Source organism: Pseudoalteromonas sp. S1609 (genome assembly GCF_005887255.1).
Lineage (GTDB): Bacteria > Pseudomonadota > Gammaproteobacteria > Enterobacterales > Alteromonadaceae > Pseudoalteromonas.
This window is the reverse complement of the sequence record NZ_PNDJ01000052.1, coordinates 88,997-104,890: the sequence shown is the minus strand read 5'-3', so window position 1 is coordinate 104,890 and position 15,894 is coordinate 88,997. Positions and strand designations below refer to the sequence as shown.

18 protein-coding genes are annotated in these 15,894 nt (G+C 40.0%); 7 read left to right on the top strand and 11 right to left on the bottom strand.

Features of this window, described 5'->3' with window-relative positions; genetic code table 11:
* Nucleotides 1-136 (top strand): EF-Tu C-terminal domain-related protein (locus CWB76_RS14010; RefSeq protein WP_502704766.1); only part of this gene is annotated, 136 nt, incomplete at its 5' end.
* Nucleotides 137-490: 354 nt separating this feature from the next.
* On the opposite strand, the gene CWB76_RS14005 is transcribed toward CWB76_RS14010, so the two are convergent.
* The 4 genes from CWB76_RS14005 to CWB76_RS13990 all read right to left on the bottom strand — a co-directional run bounded on the left by CWB76_RS14005 (nt 491) and on the right by CWB76_RS13990 (nt 4,062).
* Complete coding sequence (locus tag CWB76_RS14005; RefSeq protein ID WP_138608414.1) at nt 491-1,402, bottom strand: hypothetical protein; 912 nt, start codon at nt 1,400-1,402, stop codon at nt 491-493.
* Between the two features lie 174 nt (nt 1,403-1,576).
* Nucleotides 1,577-2,767 (bottom strand): dipeptidase, encoded by a 1,191-nt coding sequence (locus CWB76_RS14000; protein WP_138608412.1) that lies wholly within the window; start codon nt 2,765-2,767, stop codon nt 1,577-1,579.
* Nucleotides 2,768-2,827: 60 nt separating this feature from the next.
* On the bottom strand, nt 2,828-3,073 hold the full coding sequence (locus tag CWB76_RS13995; protein ID WP_008114225.1) for a YheU family protein: 246 nt from the start codon (nt 3,071-3,073) through the stop codon (nt 2,828-2,830).
* A gap of 2 nt (nt 3,074-3,075) precedes the next feature.
* Nucleotides 3,076-4,062: a hydrolase gene (locus tag CWB76_RS13990; protein ID WP_138608410.1), complete on the bottom strand. Its 987-nt coding sequence runs from the start codon at nt 4,060-4,062 to the stop codon at nt 3,076-3,078.
* Between the two features lie 588 nt (nt 4,063-4,650).
* Between CWB76_RS13990 and CWB76_RS13985 the strand changes: the two genes are divergently transcribed.
* Both CWB76_RS13985 and CWB76_RS13980 read left to right on the top strand, forming a co-directional pair.
* A complete protein-coding gene (locus CWB76_RS13985) occupies nt 4,651-5,151 on the top strand; it encodes a hypothetical protein (RefSeq protein ID WP_138608408.1) in 501 nt (166 codons plus the stop codon).
* The gene (locus CWB76_RS13980; RefSeq protein WP_010392331.1) at nt 5,144-5,365 is read left to right on the top strand and encodes a helix-turn-helix transcriptional regulator; all 222 of its coding nucleotides are present in this window, start codon (nt 5,144-5,146) and stop codon (nt 5,363-5,365) included. The genes CWB76_RS13985 and CWB76_RS13980 overlap by 8 nt, the downstream gene beginning before the upstream one ends.
* Before the next feature lie 87 nt (nt 5,366-5,452).
* Here the strand turns inward: CWB76_RS13980 and CWB76_RS13975 are convergent, their stop codons facing one another.
* Both CWB76_RS13975 and CWB76_RS13970 read right to left on the bottom strand, forming a co-directional pair.
* Entirely contained in the window at nt 5,453-5,869 is a 417-nt protein-coding gene (locus CWB76_RS13975) for a TIGR02444 family protein (protein WP_138608406.1), read from the bottom strand.
* Entirely contained in the window at nt 5,856-7,775 is a 1,920-nt protein-coding gene (locus CWB76_RS13970; RefSeq protein WP_138608404.1) for an ATP-binding cassette domain-containing protein, read from the bottom strand. The genes CWB76_RS13975 and CWB76_RS13970 overlap by 14 nt, the downstream gene beginning before the upstream one ends.
* Nucleotides 7,776-7,907: 132 nt before the next feature.
* Between CWB76_RS13970 and CWB76_RS13965 the strand changes: the two genes are divergently transcribed.
* Nucleotides 7,908-8,111 carry a YheV family putative zinc ribbon protein gene (locus tag CWB76_RS13965; RefSeq protein ID WP_008114218.1) on the top strand — a complete coding sequence of 68 codons (204 nt, stop codon included), beginning with the start codon at nt 7,908-7,910 and terminating at the stop codon, nt 8,109-8,111.
* Nucleotides 8,112-8,128: 17 nt separating this feature from the next.
* On the opposite strand, the gene CWB76_RS13960 is transcribed toward CWB76_RS13965, so the two are convergent.
* Both CWB76_RS13960 and CWB76_RS13955 read right to left on the bottom strand, forming a co-directional pair.
* Complete coding sequence (locus CWB76_RS13960) at nt 8,129-8,344, bottom strand: SlyX family protein (RefSeq protein WP_008465625.1); 216 nt, start codon at nt 8,342-8,344, stop codon at nt 8,129-8,131.
* Nucleotides 8,331-9,329, bottom strand: a complete 999-nt coding sequence (locus tag CWB76_RS13955; protein ID WP_138608402.1) for a WD40 repeat domain-containing protein — start codon at nt 9,327-9,329, stop codon at nt 8,331-8,333. The genes CWB76_RS13960 and CWB76_RS13955 overlap by 14 nt, the downstream gene beginning before the upstream one ends.
* Before the next feature lie 195 nt (nt 9,330-9,524).
* On the opposite strand from CWB76_RS13955, the gene fkpA reads away from it, so the two are divergent.
* Nucleotides 9,525-10,277, top strand: a complete 753-nt coding sequence (gene fkpA / locus CWB76_RS13950) for an FKBP-type peptidyl-prolyl cis-trans isomerase (RefSeq protein ID WP_138608400.1) — start codon at nt 9,525-9,527, stop codon at nt 10,275-10,277.
* Between the two features lie 59 nt (nt 10,278-10,336).
* On the opposite strand, the gene rsd is transcribed toward fkpA, so the two are convergent.
* Nucleotides 10,337-10,807, bottom strand: a complete 471-nt coding sequence (rsd, locus tag CWB76_RS13945; protein ID WP_138608398.1) for a sigma D regulator — start codon at nt 10,805-10,807, stop codon at nt 10,337-10,339.
* Nucleotides 10,808-11,316: 509 nt separating this feature from the next.
* On the opposite strand from rsd, the gene hemE reads away from it, so the two are divergent.
* Nucleotides 11,317-12,381, top strand: a complete 1,065-nt coding sequence (hemE, locus tag CWB76_RS13940) for a uroporphyrinogen decarboxylase (protein WP_008114207.1) — start codon at nt 11,317-11,319, stop codon at nt 12,379-12,381.
* A gap of 69 nt (nt 12,382-12,450) precedes the next feature.
* Here the strand turns inward: hemE and sthA are convergent, their stop codons facing one another.
* Complete coding sequence (gene sthA, locus CWB76_RS13935) at nt 12,451-13,881, bottom strand: Si-specific NAD(P)(+) transhydrogenase (RefSeq protein ID WP_008114205.1); 1,431 nt, start codon at nt 13,879-13,881, stop codon at nt 12,451-12,453.
* 13 nt (nt 13,882-13,894) lie between these two features.
* The gene (locus CWB76_RS13930) at nt 13,895-15,028 is read right to left on the bottom strand and encodes an acyl-CoA desaturase (RefSeq protein ID WP_008114204.1); all 1,134 of its coding nucleotides are present in this window, start codon (nt 15,026-15,028) and stop codon (nt 13,895-13,897) included.
* A 130-nt stretch (nt 15,029-15,158) separates the two neighbouring features.
* Here CWB76_RS13930 and fabR point away from each other — a divergent pair, with 130 nt between their 5' ends.
* Nucleotides 15,159-15,776, top strand: coding sequence for an HTH-type transcriptional repressor FabR (fabR, locus tag CWB76_RS13925; RefSeq protein ID WP_008114202.1), 618 nt, complete (start codon nt 15,159-15,161; stop codon nt 15,774-15,776).
* Nucleotides 15,777-15,894: the final 118 nt, after the last annotated feature.

Sequence of the window (15,894 nt, the reverse complement as noted above, 5' to 3'; positions counted from 1 at the left end):
GGAAATGCCTGGGGATATAGTCAAGGTGACAGTAACTCTAATCGCGCCAATCGCGATGGACGAAGGTCTTCGTTTCGCTATCCGTGAAGGTGGCCGTACTGTTGGTGCTGGTGTTGTTGCAACTATCGTTGAGTAATCAACAGTTGTAGTGCATTAAGCATTAAAAAAACCCGAGCTTAGTCTCGGGTTTTTTAATACCTGCAATAAAATACAGGTTGCAGGTGCAAGGTTGAAAGTTTTAGGTAAAGCAGCTCGGTGTTAATTTTAACATTGTCACTTGAGTTAAGTTTTATCGAACTTAGAGGATAAAGCATGAAGGTGGCGCTCTTACCTTAGGCGTAGGTGCTTTGTGGCAATTATCGTTAAGTAATCAACTGTTGTAATGCATTAAGCATTAAAAAAACCCGAGCTTAGCCTCGGGTTTTTTAATGTCTGAAGTAAAAGTATTAATGTTATCGCTGTAACAGAGCAGGAGCATGAACTTAATCAGTTAGTAACCAGCATTCTTACGTAACTCATCAAGCATATCTTGGTTACCCATCATTTCGTCAAGCGTTGCTCTGACTGCATTGTCAGAGCTATTGTTATAAACTGAAAGTAGATGCTGCGCCATTTGCTTCGTATATCCATCTTGCTTATTTTGAGCTTGGTAGTATTGCGCCATCAACCCTTGTGCAGCTAAGCGACGGATATAATCATTCGTGTCTCGCTCTAACAAGTTTGTAAATTGTTCTGCAAGGCGGTAATCAAGTACCGGTGTTTGAGTTGTTAACTCAACAGCTTGAATTTTAAATTTTTCGTCACTACTGTTGTTCGCTAAATTTAAAATGTTACCTACTACTTCATAGTCATACTCAGGCATAGTAGATTTATTTAGAATATACATATTCATTTGCAGTTGGCTAAGTGCAGCTAACCTATTTAAATCAGAGATGCTTGGATCTAAAGTTTGCTCTCTTAATTGAGAGTTTATTTGTTTAGCATAATCTGGTTCTGATTTGATCCTTAAATCATAGTCTTCTGGTAAATCTGCATAAAAACCATAAAGAGGATTTTGTTCGCGCAGTTCCTCAGCTTCTTGCTGCTGCTTTTCCTCAAGTACGTTAAGAACAAGTTCCTTAAATTCGTCGGTATCTTGTTCTTGATAAGAGCCATTAGCGTGTAGTTTTAAGTTAGCTAATTGGCGTTGTAGCGAACTTACTTTCTTGCTTAGTTCGTCAATTAAGGCTTCATTTGATTGCTGGTATTCTGTAGGAGTAATAATAGAAACTGTGGGGCTTAGCTGTTGCTGCTTGGGTTTATTAAGCGAACTGGGCTGATTTTTAAAAAATGTTCCGTAGCATGAAATTACCAAGGCAAGTGTTGCTATAGTAATCGCAATAGTTCCTTTGTTTATAGTCATAAAATAATCTGCCTCTAAAATGGGTAATTTATCTGTTTTCGAAATATAAGTCTGTTAAAAAGTGTGTTAAATGAAGATGAAATATACGGATTAATTAAGAAGGCGGGGCGTGAGTGGCGAAATACGGTGTTTTAAGTGGCTAAAAGCGCTAGACCTAAGCCTAGCGCATAAAGCTTAATGCGATTTTGCGTATTGCTCAGCTTGCTTCCACACTCTTAGTGTATTGCCGCTTAAAATCTTTTTAATATCGGTATCGCTGTAACCTCTGTCAATCAAACCTTGAACTAGGTTAGGGTAGCTAGATACATCCTTTAAGCCGATAGGCAGTGAGTCACCTACACCGTCGTAATCAGAGCCAATACCAACATGATCGATACCAATTAGCTTCACAACGTGATCAATATGATCAAGCACTTGCTCAAGGCTAGCAAATGGGAATGGATTTTTAGCGCGGTACATAGCATCAAAATCTTTAGCTACTTTTTTGCCTTCTTCAGTAATTGTTTGCTTTTTACTTTTGAATTGATCGTACCAACTTCCGGCTTTTGAAGTAACAAAACTTGAGCCAAAGTTAATTTGAATCACACCACCGTTCTTCTTAAGGGCTAACAGCATGTCGTCATTCATATTACGCTCAAAACCAGGCGTATATTTACGTAGTGAAGAGTGTGATGCAATAACGGGTGTGTTAGACAATTCCATTACTTGATAAAATGCATCGTCCGAAATATGCGATACATCAATCAGCATGCCGATGTTATTCATCTCTTTTACTAGCTCTTTACCGAATGGACTTAAGCCTTTCCACTTGCGACGAATATCGTATGATGAGTCAGAAATATGATTGCTTTGCGAGTGAGCTAGGGTGATGTAACGTACGCCACGATCAAAGAAGTGTTGTAGGTTTTTCATTTCGCCCTCGATAGGCGATCCGTTTTCCATGCCCATGGCGATTGATATTTTATTGTCCTTGAACTGTTGCTCAATGTCTTGTGTTGAGTCAGCAATGGCAAACTTATCTGGAGCACGAAACGCAATCGCTTCCATACCATCAATTAATTGATTCGCTAATTGGAAGCTTTTTCCTTTGCCTTCAAACTCTAAATGAGCAGGAATATAAATCGACATAAATGGCGCGTTTAAACCGCCTTTTACTGCACGAGGGTAATCAAAATCGCCGCCCTCAGTGGCTTTAGTTACATCCGCCCATTTATCATGAATGCGGTAAGGTACATCAATGTGAGTGTCGATTAAAATGGTATCGTGAGCAAGCTTAATTGCTTTATCTGAAGGGGTTATTTCAGCGCTGACTGCGCCGGTTAATGCAATCGACATTGCAGCAACTAGTGAGCTTAGTTTTATCATTTATAATGGCTCTTTGAGTTAAAAAAACCATTGTCTATTTTTACGTCGTGTCTGACAAGTTTACTCGTCGAATTGCGCTTCACTTTGCAGTGCTTTGAATTCACTTTTAGAGATTATGGTGACCGATTCGTGCAGTTCAGAGAAAAACACCATAGCTTCGCCGCTTTTTAATTGCTGATTTACCTGCGCCACTTTACTTTCAATACTGAATTCTTGTTCGCCATAATCTGTGCCTTCACGCAGTACATAGCTTTCAATTAGGTTGTACAGTGTGTCTTTATCAAGTTGTTCAAAAGGAATAATCATAGTCACTCTTTATCGGTGTTATTAAATACACATTGCTTAAAATAATCAGGCACCACTTGCTCTAACCAATACACCGGTTTAAACGGGTTGTTACCGCTAATAAAACCAACGTGGCCGCCTTTTTCAGAGATACGCAGCGTAACATGCTCACTTACATCCTGACTACTTGGAACCGCTTTAATCGACAGCATAGGGTCGTCTTTGGCATGGATAATCAGTGTAGGTGTCGCAATATCTTTTAAGTACGGCATCGCACTGGCTTTTTTGTAGTAATCGTGTGCATTCTCAAAGCCATGCAACGGTGCTGTAAGCTGGTTATCGAACTCTAATAAATCGTCAATTTCCATTAATTGATCAGTGGTGATCGGTATCTGTTGTTTAATTTGCGGTAATTTACGTTGCATCGACTTTTTCATTCGATCGAGCAAATATTTTTGATAAATTTTACCTAAGCTTTTACGAATAACATCACTAGATGATGATAAATCATAGGGCGCAGATATCACGGCAGCTGCGTTAAGCGGGCAGTGAATGTTTTCTTCGCCTAAATACTTAGCGAGTACATTACCACCCAATGAAAAACCCACCGCTACAATAGGGCGATTTGGAAATTGTTGTTTTAAATGATTTATAAAAAAAGCTAAATCGGCGGTGTCGCCACTATGGTAGGCTCTGGGTAAGCGGTTTACTTCGGTTGAGCAGTTTCTAAAGTGCATCAATGCGACAGCAAAGCCTTGCTTTTTTAATGCCTTCATCATGCCTTTGGCATAAAAACTGTTTATGTTGCCTTCAAGCCCATGAAGTACCACTGCGAGTGGTGCTTTTTCGTTATGCGGAAGTGACCAAGCAAGCTCAATAAAGTCTCCGTCGGGCGTATCAAGTTGCGCAAGTTCGTAGCGAGTATGATGAAAAGGGCGGAAAAAACGCGGTATTATGGTTTGAACGTGTCGGTTGGTCATCCACCATGCGGGTTTGAACTTAGGGATCATGTCTGTACTACGCACTTTGCAATTAACGAAGCGCTAGTGTAGCAAATTTTTTATATTTAAAAATAAAAAGCGCCTAATCAGTAAACTAATAAGGCGCTTTGTGCGTCGTGCTTAATGCTGTTCTTTAATGTCTGCATCGTGTACTTTTTTCATGAAAAAATACACAAAGAAGAGGCATAAACTAATAACGACGCCTAAAAATCCAAATGATAAAAATAGTACTGGGTCGCTAAAAAAATCTCTAAAGAATACGTCCATAATTGCCTCCTGATGTCTATAGGGTAATCATAGGCTGGCTCAGTGGTACTTGATATGATCCAGATCAAGCTATTTTACAGATTATAAAATGGGCAATGCAGATGTTGATTTTGATCAATAAAGTTAAGTCGATTTTGCACTTTTTAGTAAATTATCTGCGATTTTTTAATCACTTTTATAATAAAGATGGTCAGCAAAGTTCAGCTTTGAATAACCGTTGCTTTGTTTTAGGTTAAACAAAACAAACCTAGTGTTAAATATATTTGACATGGCTAAAAAGTGAACTTATAGTTTAAAAGTCAAAAATATTTTACTTGGAGTTAGCTTTATATGACTCGTTCAGAGCACTTTAAAGAACTTTTACAAAGTATAAGTTTTAGAGAACTGACGCTGAGTATCGATTTACTAGTAAGCGTGTACATATCTTACTTTTATGTAAACAGCCTAATGGATGCGAGTACGCAGCAGCTTAGTTCTGTTTCTTGGTTATCTGGCTTATTGCTACAGGTGCTAATTTATTCTGTGATACTTATAGTATTGAGCTATTTATTACTTGCATTTATCAGTGATAATGAATTAAATCAGCCACCTGATGTGAGAGAAAAGCAAATAAATTTAGTGGGTTATAAATACAAGGCCATAATCTTACAGGCGGGAATTTGTGTTGCTATTTTTCAATATCAAATTGAAGCTAATAACTGGGGCCCAGCTATCGAATATAATATTCCATATTTACCAATGCATATCATGGTAGGCGCTTTTTTGATTGCCGAAATAGTCAATTACATAGCGCAGCTTTATAAAGGCAGAACGGGTGATATTTATGAGTGAGTATGCAATAACTAACTCTATTCGAACATTACGCTTTTTACGCGATGAAATGACGCAAAAGCAGTTAGCAGATGCTATTGGCGTAACGCGGCAAACGGTAATGGCAATTGAGGCAAATAAATATTCACCCACTTTAGAGGTGGCTTTTAAAATTTCTTTAGTTTTTAACTTACCTTTAGAAGAGGTATTTCAATACAAAACTAAAGATATATAGCTTGGTGTATAAAAGTAAACATGAATATAAGAGCTAATATTCATAATATAAATGGCTTTATGATCTGATGAAATTAACAGTGAAAAATTATGCCAAATATTTATCGCTGTTATTGGGCGTTGCACAAGGTGTTAAATTCATACTATTAACTTCATCAATCAATATTATTTGTTGCTGCTTTTCTAATTTTAGCTCGGCACCGAGAAGTGCTTTTCGAATTGCGGCGTAATCTGTAATCTCGGCTTGATTGGCTTTTAAGTAGGCACGTGTGGCTCGTAGAGGCTTCAATGCCAGCTTATCAAACTCACTAATTGATTGTTCAAGCTTGTTTAGCTGTGTTTGGTTAATAGCTAGATTGAGAGAATCTAAGTAATACAGCAACAAGCATAGGTTGACGTTTTTACCTAGCTGGTTTTGATAATCCAACAGGCGCGTTTGCATGTCACCTTTGCTATAAAGGTTACATGCAAACTGCCAAAAATCGTTGCTTTTAAGTAAGTTCATCGGCGAATGCCTGCTCTTTTTGTTCCATTTCTTCAAGGGCCATAAGTAGCTCTTCTTCAACATCGTTAAGCTTAGGCGTAAGTGTGGCTTGTTTAGTAATTAACTCTTTAAGCTTGCCTTTATTTTCGTCGTTATAGAGAGTGTTATCGCCTAGCGCCTCTTCAACGTCAGCTAGTTCTGCAGCAAATTTATCTAATTGCTTTTCAAGTTTTTCAATTTGCTTTTTCAGCGGCTGAATCGCTTTTCTAAACTCGGCTTCTAAGCGCTTTTGCTCTTTACGGTTAACTTGTGAATGGGCTTTTGGCTCTTCGTCGGTGTCGTTTTTAGCGGCTTCTTTATTAGCATTAAGCAGCCACTGATAATATGCATCTAGGTCGTAGCCAAATTGGGTGACCTCGCCATTATCAACTAAATAAAATTCATCGGCGGTATTTTTAAGCATATGACGGTCATGCGATACCGTGACCATAGCGCCTTCAAAGCCTTGTAATGCCATAACTAAAGCGTGGCGCATTTCTAAATCAAGGTGGTTGGTTGGCTCATCGAGTAGTAGTAAATTTGGTTTTTGATAAACCAACATAGCCAGTACTAAACGGGCTTTTTCACCGCCAGAAAAGGGAGCTACAGGGTCGAGTGCTTTATCGCCTACAAAGGCAAAACCGCCTAAAAAGTCACGCAATGATTGTTCGCTGGCTTTTGGGTTTAAGCGTTGCAGGTGGGTGACGGCACTGGCTTTTAAATCTAGAGACTCCAGTTGATGCTGCGCAAAGTAGCCAATGTTTAAGCCTTGATGCTGAAACACTTCACCTGCTTGAGGTTGTAAGTCACCTGATAGTAATTTAATCAGTGTTGATTTACCTGCGCCATTTCTACCCAGTAGTGCAATACGGCTGCCTGGTACTAAGTTCAGCTTAATACTGTTTAAAATGGTGACATCGCCATAACCGGCTTTGGCTTTGTCGAGTGTCATTAGCGGATTGGGCAGGGCGGTTGGCTCAGCAAATTCAAAATCAAATGGCGAGTCAACATGTGCTGGGGCAAGTTTTTCCATGCGCTCTAGCGCTTTAACACGGCTTTGTGCTTGTTTGGCTTTACTAGCTTTGGCTTTAAAGCGGGTAATGAACTGCTCAAGATGCGCTATTTGTTCTTGTTGTTTTTCAAACATGGCTTGCTGCTGCAATAGGCGCTCAGCTTTTTGGCGTTCAAACTGCGAGTAGTTACCTTTGTACACATTAATAAGTTGTTTATCTATATGCCAAATTTGATCAACCACAGCATCTAAAAACTCACGGTCGTGAGAAATAAGTACTAGCGTGCCGGTGTAGGCACGTAAAAAACGCTCGAGCCAATACACGGCATCTAAATCTAGGTGGTTTGTTGGCTCATCCAGTAACAGTAAGTCGGCATCGCGAATAAGCGCTTGGGCTAAGTTTAAGCGCATGCGCCAACCACCCGAAAATGCACTTACCGGGTTTTCTATTTGATTATTAGCAAAGCCTAAACCATGTAACAGCTCACCTGCTTTGGCTTCAATGCTATAGCCTTTAATATTTTCAAGCTGAATATGCACCTTAGCTTGAGTGTCGCCATCGTTATTTTGCTCGGCTTCACGCAACGCAATTCTTAGTGCGTAGTATTCAGGGTGGCCTTGCAGTACGTAATCTATGGCGCTTATTTCAAGGGCGGGGGTTTCTTGCTTTACTGAGGCCAGTGACCAATCTTTAGGAATACTGCAATTACCGCCATCCAACGAAAGCTCAGACTTTAATAAACTAAATAGCGTTGACTTACCACAGCCATTGGCACCAACAAGGCCTACTTTGTGCTCTGGGAATAGTGTAGCTGATGCATTTTTTAATAAAGCTTTGCCACCGCGAAGCAGTTCTATTTCTGAGATTTGGATCATAAATACGTTACTTTACTGTGCCTTGATTGAATTGCCGCCATTATAACACGGATCTTATTAGCCATATCAATCGTATCAAGTAGGTAAATATTGCGATAAAATAACGTTAGTCAAAACGGTAGGAAAAGCGAAGTGAAACATAAAAAACGATTTATTGCTGGAGCAACGTGTCCTGAGTGTAAAACTATGGATATGTTAATGCTTTACAAAGAGCACGACGTAGAAAAAGTTGAATGTATGCAGTGTGGTCATAAAATGGCTCAACCAGAGCAAGCAGTACAGGCATCAACACGCCAATTTGAACAGATCATTGGCGTGTTTAATCCAGGCGACTAGCGCCTTGCTAGTAGTGCTTAATAATGCGGCGGCGGTGGCTCTGGCATATTCGACATCATAGGCTGCGATGACTGCGATTCTTTCAGTTTTTCAGCCAGCAACTCGGTTTGGCGCTTTATTTTTGCCAACTGTTGCTGGTGAACTTTTATTTCATCATTTAAAATTTCAATCGTTTCGTCTTGAAAAGCCACTTTAGCCTCAAGTTCCATTAACCGATGTTCAATTGTGTTCATTTGGTTCTCGTATAATAAAGCGCTCAGCGATTCCGCTTGAGCTTTCAGTTAACAATGATTTACCGTTATCTGTAAATGTCACATCAAGTACCACTGCTGATTTTGGCTTGCTGCCTTCTCGCGGGGTCACTTGCCATGTTTGAATTTTTTCACCACTATTTAGCTGCCATAAATCCACTCGTTTGTTCGGTGAACCGGTTGCTAATAAAGTGCCTTGGTCGTTAAAGCGCACCGCAGTAAAAATTTTCTGACGCGCAATATACTTTAGTTTACTAACAAGGTCACCTGTAGTCAGCTTCCATACATTTGCTTGTGCCATACTGTCGGCGGTAAAAGCATAACGCCCTTGAGGATCTAAAGCGACTCGGGTTACTCGGGTTGGGTGATTAAAGCGATGAATAACTTGTCCACTTTGGGTATCCCATAAGTAGGCCACATAATCGTTTGAGCCGCTCAATGCATAGCGCCCATTAGGTGATAGGTCTACGGTGTTTACTTTATCTTGGTGGCCTAAAAATTCAATGCGTCTGCCTGTGTTAAGGTTTATAAATACTACAACGCCATCGCTGCGCCCGTACACAACACTGTTGCCTTGGTTACTAATGGCAATATCGCGGATGCTGGCTTTTTGTATTTTATAAAAGCCTTTATTTTTGCCTGTGGCAATATCCCAAACGGCGAAGGTGGTTTTTTCGGCGGTAACAGCCACGCTATTATCAAAAGCAATGGCTACAGCGTAAACAAGGCTGTCTTGCGCTTGTTGTTGAAACCATTGGTATTTAAGGGCTTGCTGTTGATTATCCCAAAGTGCGACCCCATGATTGATAGAAGACACTAAGCTGTATTGACCATCATGCGAGAGTGCGGATGAGAAAGCACCTTGTGCCGTGTGCTCAAAACTAGCCACTGCTTGTTGTTTTTCATCACTACATGCAATTGTTAATAAACAGCAGGTAGCAACTAAAAAAGTACGAAATAACGACATATTACAGGTATTTCCTCTTAACTCTTCGTGACTGAGAGGTTAGACTAGGTTGCGAAAAACGCCTAGGTTGTTTGTCTAATCACTGGATATGTTTTTAGTTTAGCTATTAAACAAGCAGCCTACCATGTAGGCCGTTAATCTTTAACTAGTAATATTACAATAAATGACAACTGCAAAGTGTGTCGGAGATTTAAAATGAGAAAGACGATTAAATTGTCATTGATTGCAGCGTCAGTTTTAGCGCTTACAGCTTGTAATCAAGAAGCAAAAAAAGAGCAAGCAGACGTTAAACTAGATACTGTAGCGCAACAACAAGCTTACGGTATTGGGGCATCTGTAGGTAACTTTTTAAATAAAGACCTAGCGGATAAAAAAGAAATTGGTATCGAATTAGATCAAGCATTATTAATGCGTGGTTTTGAAGATGCACTTGCCGGTAATGCTAAAATTGACGAAGAAAAAATTCGTGAAGTATTAACAGCATTAGATGAGTCAGTGCGCACTAAACAAGAAGAAAAAGCAAAGGTTGAGTCTGAAAAAAGCAAAGTTGAGGGTGAGAAATACCTAGCTGAGAATGCTAACAAAGAAGGCGTAATGGTTACTGAGTCTGGTTTACAGTACGAAGTATTGAGCCAAGGCGAAGGCGCTAAGCCAGTAGCGACTGACGTGGTTAAAGTACATTATAAAGGTACTCTTTTAGACGGTACTGAATTTGATAGCTCTTATTCACGTAACGAGCCAACAACTTTCCCACTAAACCGTGTTATTCCTGGTTGGACTGAAGGCTTACAGCTTATGCCTGTAGGTTCTAAGTACAAATTTACCATTCCTTCAGACCTTGCTTACGGTGACCGTGATTTAGGTAAAATTCCTGCTAATTCAACACTTATTTTTGAAGTTGAGTTATTAGAAATTCAAAATGATGCAGAAGCTGCCGCTGCAGAATAAGTATTTATATAAAACAAAAAAGGGACCTAGGTCCCTTTTTTATTGCACTGAATAACTGATTAATCTGCGTGATTAGAATATAAGTTATCAATTAACTCATCTTCAAGTGCAAAGCGCGCTTCCAGTGCTTCACCCATTACCGATAGGTCATTATCAAATCCTACTAATAAATCTTCAGCGTCTACTTCAGCGTATTTATCGTTAAAATCCAGAGCAATGTCTGTGGTATCTGAAATACGTGGGTATATAGTATTTGCCAGTTGTTGGCTTTCTAGGCCTTTCTTTTCGCAAGCTTTAGCAATATCGTCGTACACTTCAAAGTGCCCAGCCGATAGGTAATCCATCAATATTTGGCAAAAAGCTTGAATTTGAGACGGTTCAGGCAAAGACTGATCTTTTTTCTCGTAAGGTGAAAAGCCTGCAATTTTACAGTAAAGTACAATCAGCTCTTGGCGTTCGTTTAACCAATTGTCGATGACCGTATGGCTACCCCCCCACTTTTGTTGAGCTTTTTCTACACGCTTCAGCATAATTCTTCTCCTAAGCTGGGTTGGATTTTAAATTGGTAATAAAGTTTCTATCATCCAAGATATATTTAATTGGCGTGTATATCAACAAGTAAAATAGATGTAGTACCACAGAGGGTTTTGTTTACGGGTATAAGTTGTAAGTATTTATTGCAGGAAAGAAAAAACCACCAATTACGGTGGTTTAATTTCTTTACTAGACTTGTTTAAACAAGCATTCTTATTTTTATTAGAGATTTTTATTATTTTTATATTAACGATTATTGTTATTGTTATTGTTATGTTAACGCGGAATAACAATATCAAGCTTTTATAAATGTTGCAAATAGTTTAATGAAAAGTTTTTACTATTAACGTTTGCTTGGTTGTTTTGTGTACAAAACGAAATGAAAACAAAAAATTACTTGATCTGGCGCTACTCTGTGGCGATTTAATCGCTTAGCGATAGAGGGGGGGCAAATATGGTGGTACAATCTTGCACAATTTCTAAAAGCCCTAGGACTCTATACGCTATGAGCGAATTAAAAAACGACCGTTATTTACGTGCCCTTGCCAAGCAACCTGTTGATGTCACGCCAGTATGGATGATGCGTCAAGCTGGACGTTATTTACCTGAATACCGTGCTACACGTGCACAAGCGGGCGATTTTATGAGCCTGTGTAGAAATGCTGAGTTAGCCTGTGAAGTAACATTACAGCCTCTGCGTCGTTACCCATTAGATGCCGCTATTTTATTTAGTGATATTTTAACTATTCCAGATGCAATGGGATTAGGCTTGTACTTTGAAACGGGTGAAGGCCCTAAGTTTGAACGCCCAATTTCATCATTAGCCGATGTTAAAAAAATTCCTAAACTTGATCCTACCGATGAGCTTGGCTATGTAATGAATGCTGTAAGCACTATTCGTCGTGAGCTTAAAGGTGAAGTGCCATTAATTGGTTTCTCGGGTTCACCTTGGACACTTGCAACTTATATGGTTGAAGGCGGAAGTAGTAAGGTTTTTGGTAAAATCAAAAAAATGGCATTTGCTGAGCCACAAACACTGCATTTACTACTTGATAAGCTAGCTGATTCAGTGATTGATTACTTAAACGCGCAAGTTAAAGCGGGTGCACAATCACTGATGATATTTGACTCATGGGGCGGTGTATTGAGCCCGCGTGACTACAATGAGTTTTCACTGCAGTATATGCATAAAATCGTTGATGGTTTAATTCGCGAAAATGATGGCCGTAAAGTACCGGTTACCTTGTTCACTAAAAATGGTGGCCAATGGATTGAGGCAATTGCAGCAACAGGTTGTGATGCAGTAGGCCTAGATTGGACTATTAATATTGGTGATGCAAAACGTCGTGTTGGCGATAAAGTGGCGCTACAAGGCAATATGGACCCTTCAATGCTACACGGCACGCCAGATCGTATTCGCCAAGAAGTGGGTACGATTTTAGAAGACTTTGGCACTGGCAATGGTCATGTATTTAACTTAGGGCATGGTATTACACCAGATGTTGACCCAGAAAATGCGGGTGTATTTATTAACGCTGTGCATGAGCTAAGTGCGCAATATCACAAGTAAGTTATGAACTAACAATAAAAAGCCCGCTAATTAGCGGGCTTTTTTGTGCAAACTATTTTACTTAAGCACTTACTTAAACAAGCGGTTTAAGCCATTTAATGCCGCAACTCGATAAGCTTCTGCCATTGTTGGGTAGTTAAACGTAGTATTTACAAAGTAGTCGATGGTATTGCCACCATTTTTTTGTTCCATTATAGCTTGGCCAATGTGAACAATCTCAGAGGCACGCTCACCAAAGCAGTGCACGCCAAGTACTTCCTTGGTTTCTGTATGGAACAATATTTTTAAACTACCCACATCGGTACCTGCAATTTGTGCACGTGCTAAGTGTTTAAATTGCGCACGTCCCACTTCGTACGGTACTTTTGCGGCAGTTAATTGCTGCTCTGTTTTACCTACTGAACTCATTTCAGGAATAGTATAAATACCGGCTGGGATATCAATAATCAGCTTTTCATCGCAGTTACCACAAGCGATGGCATCTGCTGCAATTCGACCTTGGTCAAAGGCAGCACTAGCAAGGCTTGGGTAGCCAATAACATCGCCTACCGCATATACGTTGTCTATTTCTGTTTGGTAGGTTTCGTTTACTTTTACTTGTCCGCGGCTATCTGCTTTTAAGCCAATTGCTTCTAAATTCAATGTATCAGTATTACCAGTACGGCCATTGGCAAATAAAATACAGTCAGCCTTTACACGTTTACCCGATTTTAAATGCATAACAACACAGTCATCGCGGGTTTCAATGCGATCAAATTCTTCGTTATGACGAATAACAATGCCACTATTCCAAAAGTGATAGCTAAGCGCATCAGATATTTCAGCATCCATAAACGCAAGTAGGCGATCGCGAGTATTTACTAAATCAACCTTTGCACCTAGCCCTTTGAAGATAGATGCGTATTCACAACCAATTACACCCGCGCCGTATATAAGTACGCGATGCGGGTCGTGTTCAAGGCCTAAAATTGTGTCACTTTCATAAATACGCGAATGGGTGAAATCAACACCTGGTGGGCGATAAGGTCGTGAGCCGGTAGCAATAACAATAGTTTGTGCAGTTAGGCGTTCAGTTGAACCGTCATTACGTCTAATTTCAATAGTGTGCTTATCAACAAAGCTAGCATCGCCTTGAAACATATGAATGCGATTACGATCGTAAAAGCTGCTGCGTAAGTTTGATTGCTTTGAAATTACCGAACTGGCATGGCGCAAAATATCAGGAAAAGTAAGTCTTACTGGGCGCTCGCCTACGTTAAACAAAGGGTTTGCTTTGTATTCAATGTAGCGACTAACCGAATGACGAAGTGCCTTTGAAGGAATGGTTCCCCAGTGAACACAACCACCGCCAACAGCAGTTTGACGTTCAATAACCGCTACTTTTTTGTTGCTTTTAGAGAGGTTCATAGCGGTCCCTTCACCGCCAGGACCCGTGCCAATAATGATTGCATCATATTGGTAGCTCACGGGTACTTTTTTCTTTTCTGGTTGTTTGGCCACAGCCACTCCTATTTTAACTAAAAGAGGCTTTTAATAACCTCGCATTAAGTGCTAGCCATGCCTGCTTTTGTGTTTCCCAGGCGGCTTCAAGCTCGTGATATTGTGCCATTAATGCCGACTTTTCACACTGCTTTGCCATATTATTTTTTTTAGCTTCCAACACTTGTTTTTGTAATGAGCAATAATTTTGCAGCTTTTTAAGCAGCAAATCGTACTCTTGTTGTAATAATGTAAGCTTATCTTGCGCTAAAGGCAATTTTGCAAGACGACCTTGTGTTTTACTCATTAAGGTTTCTGCTTTAGCTTTTTCAATGCGCTCAACCGGTGTGCGCTTTAATTTACTCGCTAAACCAATGGCTGCGAGTGAGCGGATCATCCATTTTGTTGGGTCGTAATGAAACCATTTAATGCCATTGCGGTAATCGCTGGCAAAAATATGATGGAAGTTATGATAACCCTCACCGTAGGTAAACAGTGCTAAAAAGCCATTGTCTCTCGCGGTATTTTTTTCAGTGTAAGGACGTGAACCCCAAATATGTGCTACTGAGTTAATAAAAAAGGTAAAGTGCTGACTCAGCACTAAACGCAATAAGCCTGCTAACAGTAACATGCCCCATACATCACCAAGCATTAAGCCGAGTACTAGCGGTAAACCAACATTCATGGCAATTACCAATTTTAAGTAATGCTTGTGCTGCCACATAACAATTTTATTTCGCTGTAAATCACGACAGTTGCTGTAATCATCGTAGCTGTCGCCTTGGTAGTCGCGAAGCATCCAGCCAATGTGACTGTACCAAAAGCCATTAGTGGCGGCATAAGGGTCTTTAACTGGGTCATCAACTTGACCATGGTGAATTCGATGATCGCTGCTCCAATGCAGCGCACTATTTTGTAGCGCAAAAGCACCACCAAGGGCAAAAATAAATTCAACCGCAGGGTGTGCGTTATAGGTTTTATGTGCCCATAAACGGTGGTAGCCCGCGGTGATCGATAATCCCGCAAAAAACATGCAAGCTACAAAAGCAACCCACTGCGTGCCTGTAAAGCCATAGTTAAACCCATACCAAGGTACAAGTGTAATAGCAGCCAAAAACGTCAGGCTAAAGAAAAGGACGTTGGTCCATATAATTGGTGGTTTTTTCATGTTTATCATTTCTCAGCGTACAACTGTAAGCTAAAATAATATTTCAATCTGCTGCCGTCAAGTATTAGACTGTACTATTAGCTATTTTTTTAATTAAAAATTTATTACAAACTCACTCAGGGAGCTGTTGATGTCGGGTGTTAGAGCACAACAGAAACAAAAAACACGACAAGCATTAATTGAAGCTGCATTTAATCAGCTTAGTGCTGATCATAGCTTTTCTAATTTAAGCTTGCGTGAGGTTGCACGCGAAGCAGGTATTGCGCCTACCTCTTTTTATCGTCACTTTAAAGATATGAACGAGTTGGGCTTAACCATGGTTGATGAAGCGGGTTTAACCCTACGCCAGCTGATGCGCCAAGCACGCAGACGAATAGCCAGTGGTGGCAGTGTAATCAACACCTCTGTGGTTACTTTTATGGAGTTTATTGATAACTCAAGCAATCAGTTTAGACTTTTGTTGCGTGAACGTTCAGGTACCTCAAAAGCATTTAGAGCAGCAGTGGCGCGTGAAGTGAAACACTTTATTTTAGAGCTCGCACATTATTTAGAAAGTGAAACCCCCTGCGATGCTATTCATGCGTATATTCAGGCAGAAGCCATGGTTACTTTGGTATTTAATGCAGGCGCTGAAGCGCTTGATATTGAAGGTCAGCAACGCGATGAACTGATAGAGCGAGTTATATGGCAGTTACGTTATATTACGCGCGGCGCGTCAAATTACGTACGTGCTGAAAATAAAGAATAGATATTAAAAAAAGTTAAAATAAGCGCTGTATTTTACAGCGCTTATTAATTTAAGCCTGCTACAGGTTTAAATTGGATGTTTTATTCTGCTTACAAGTTTTATTTGAATTTTAAATCCC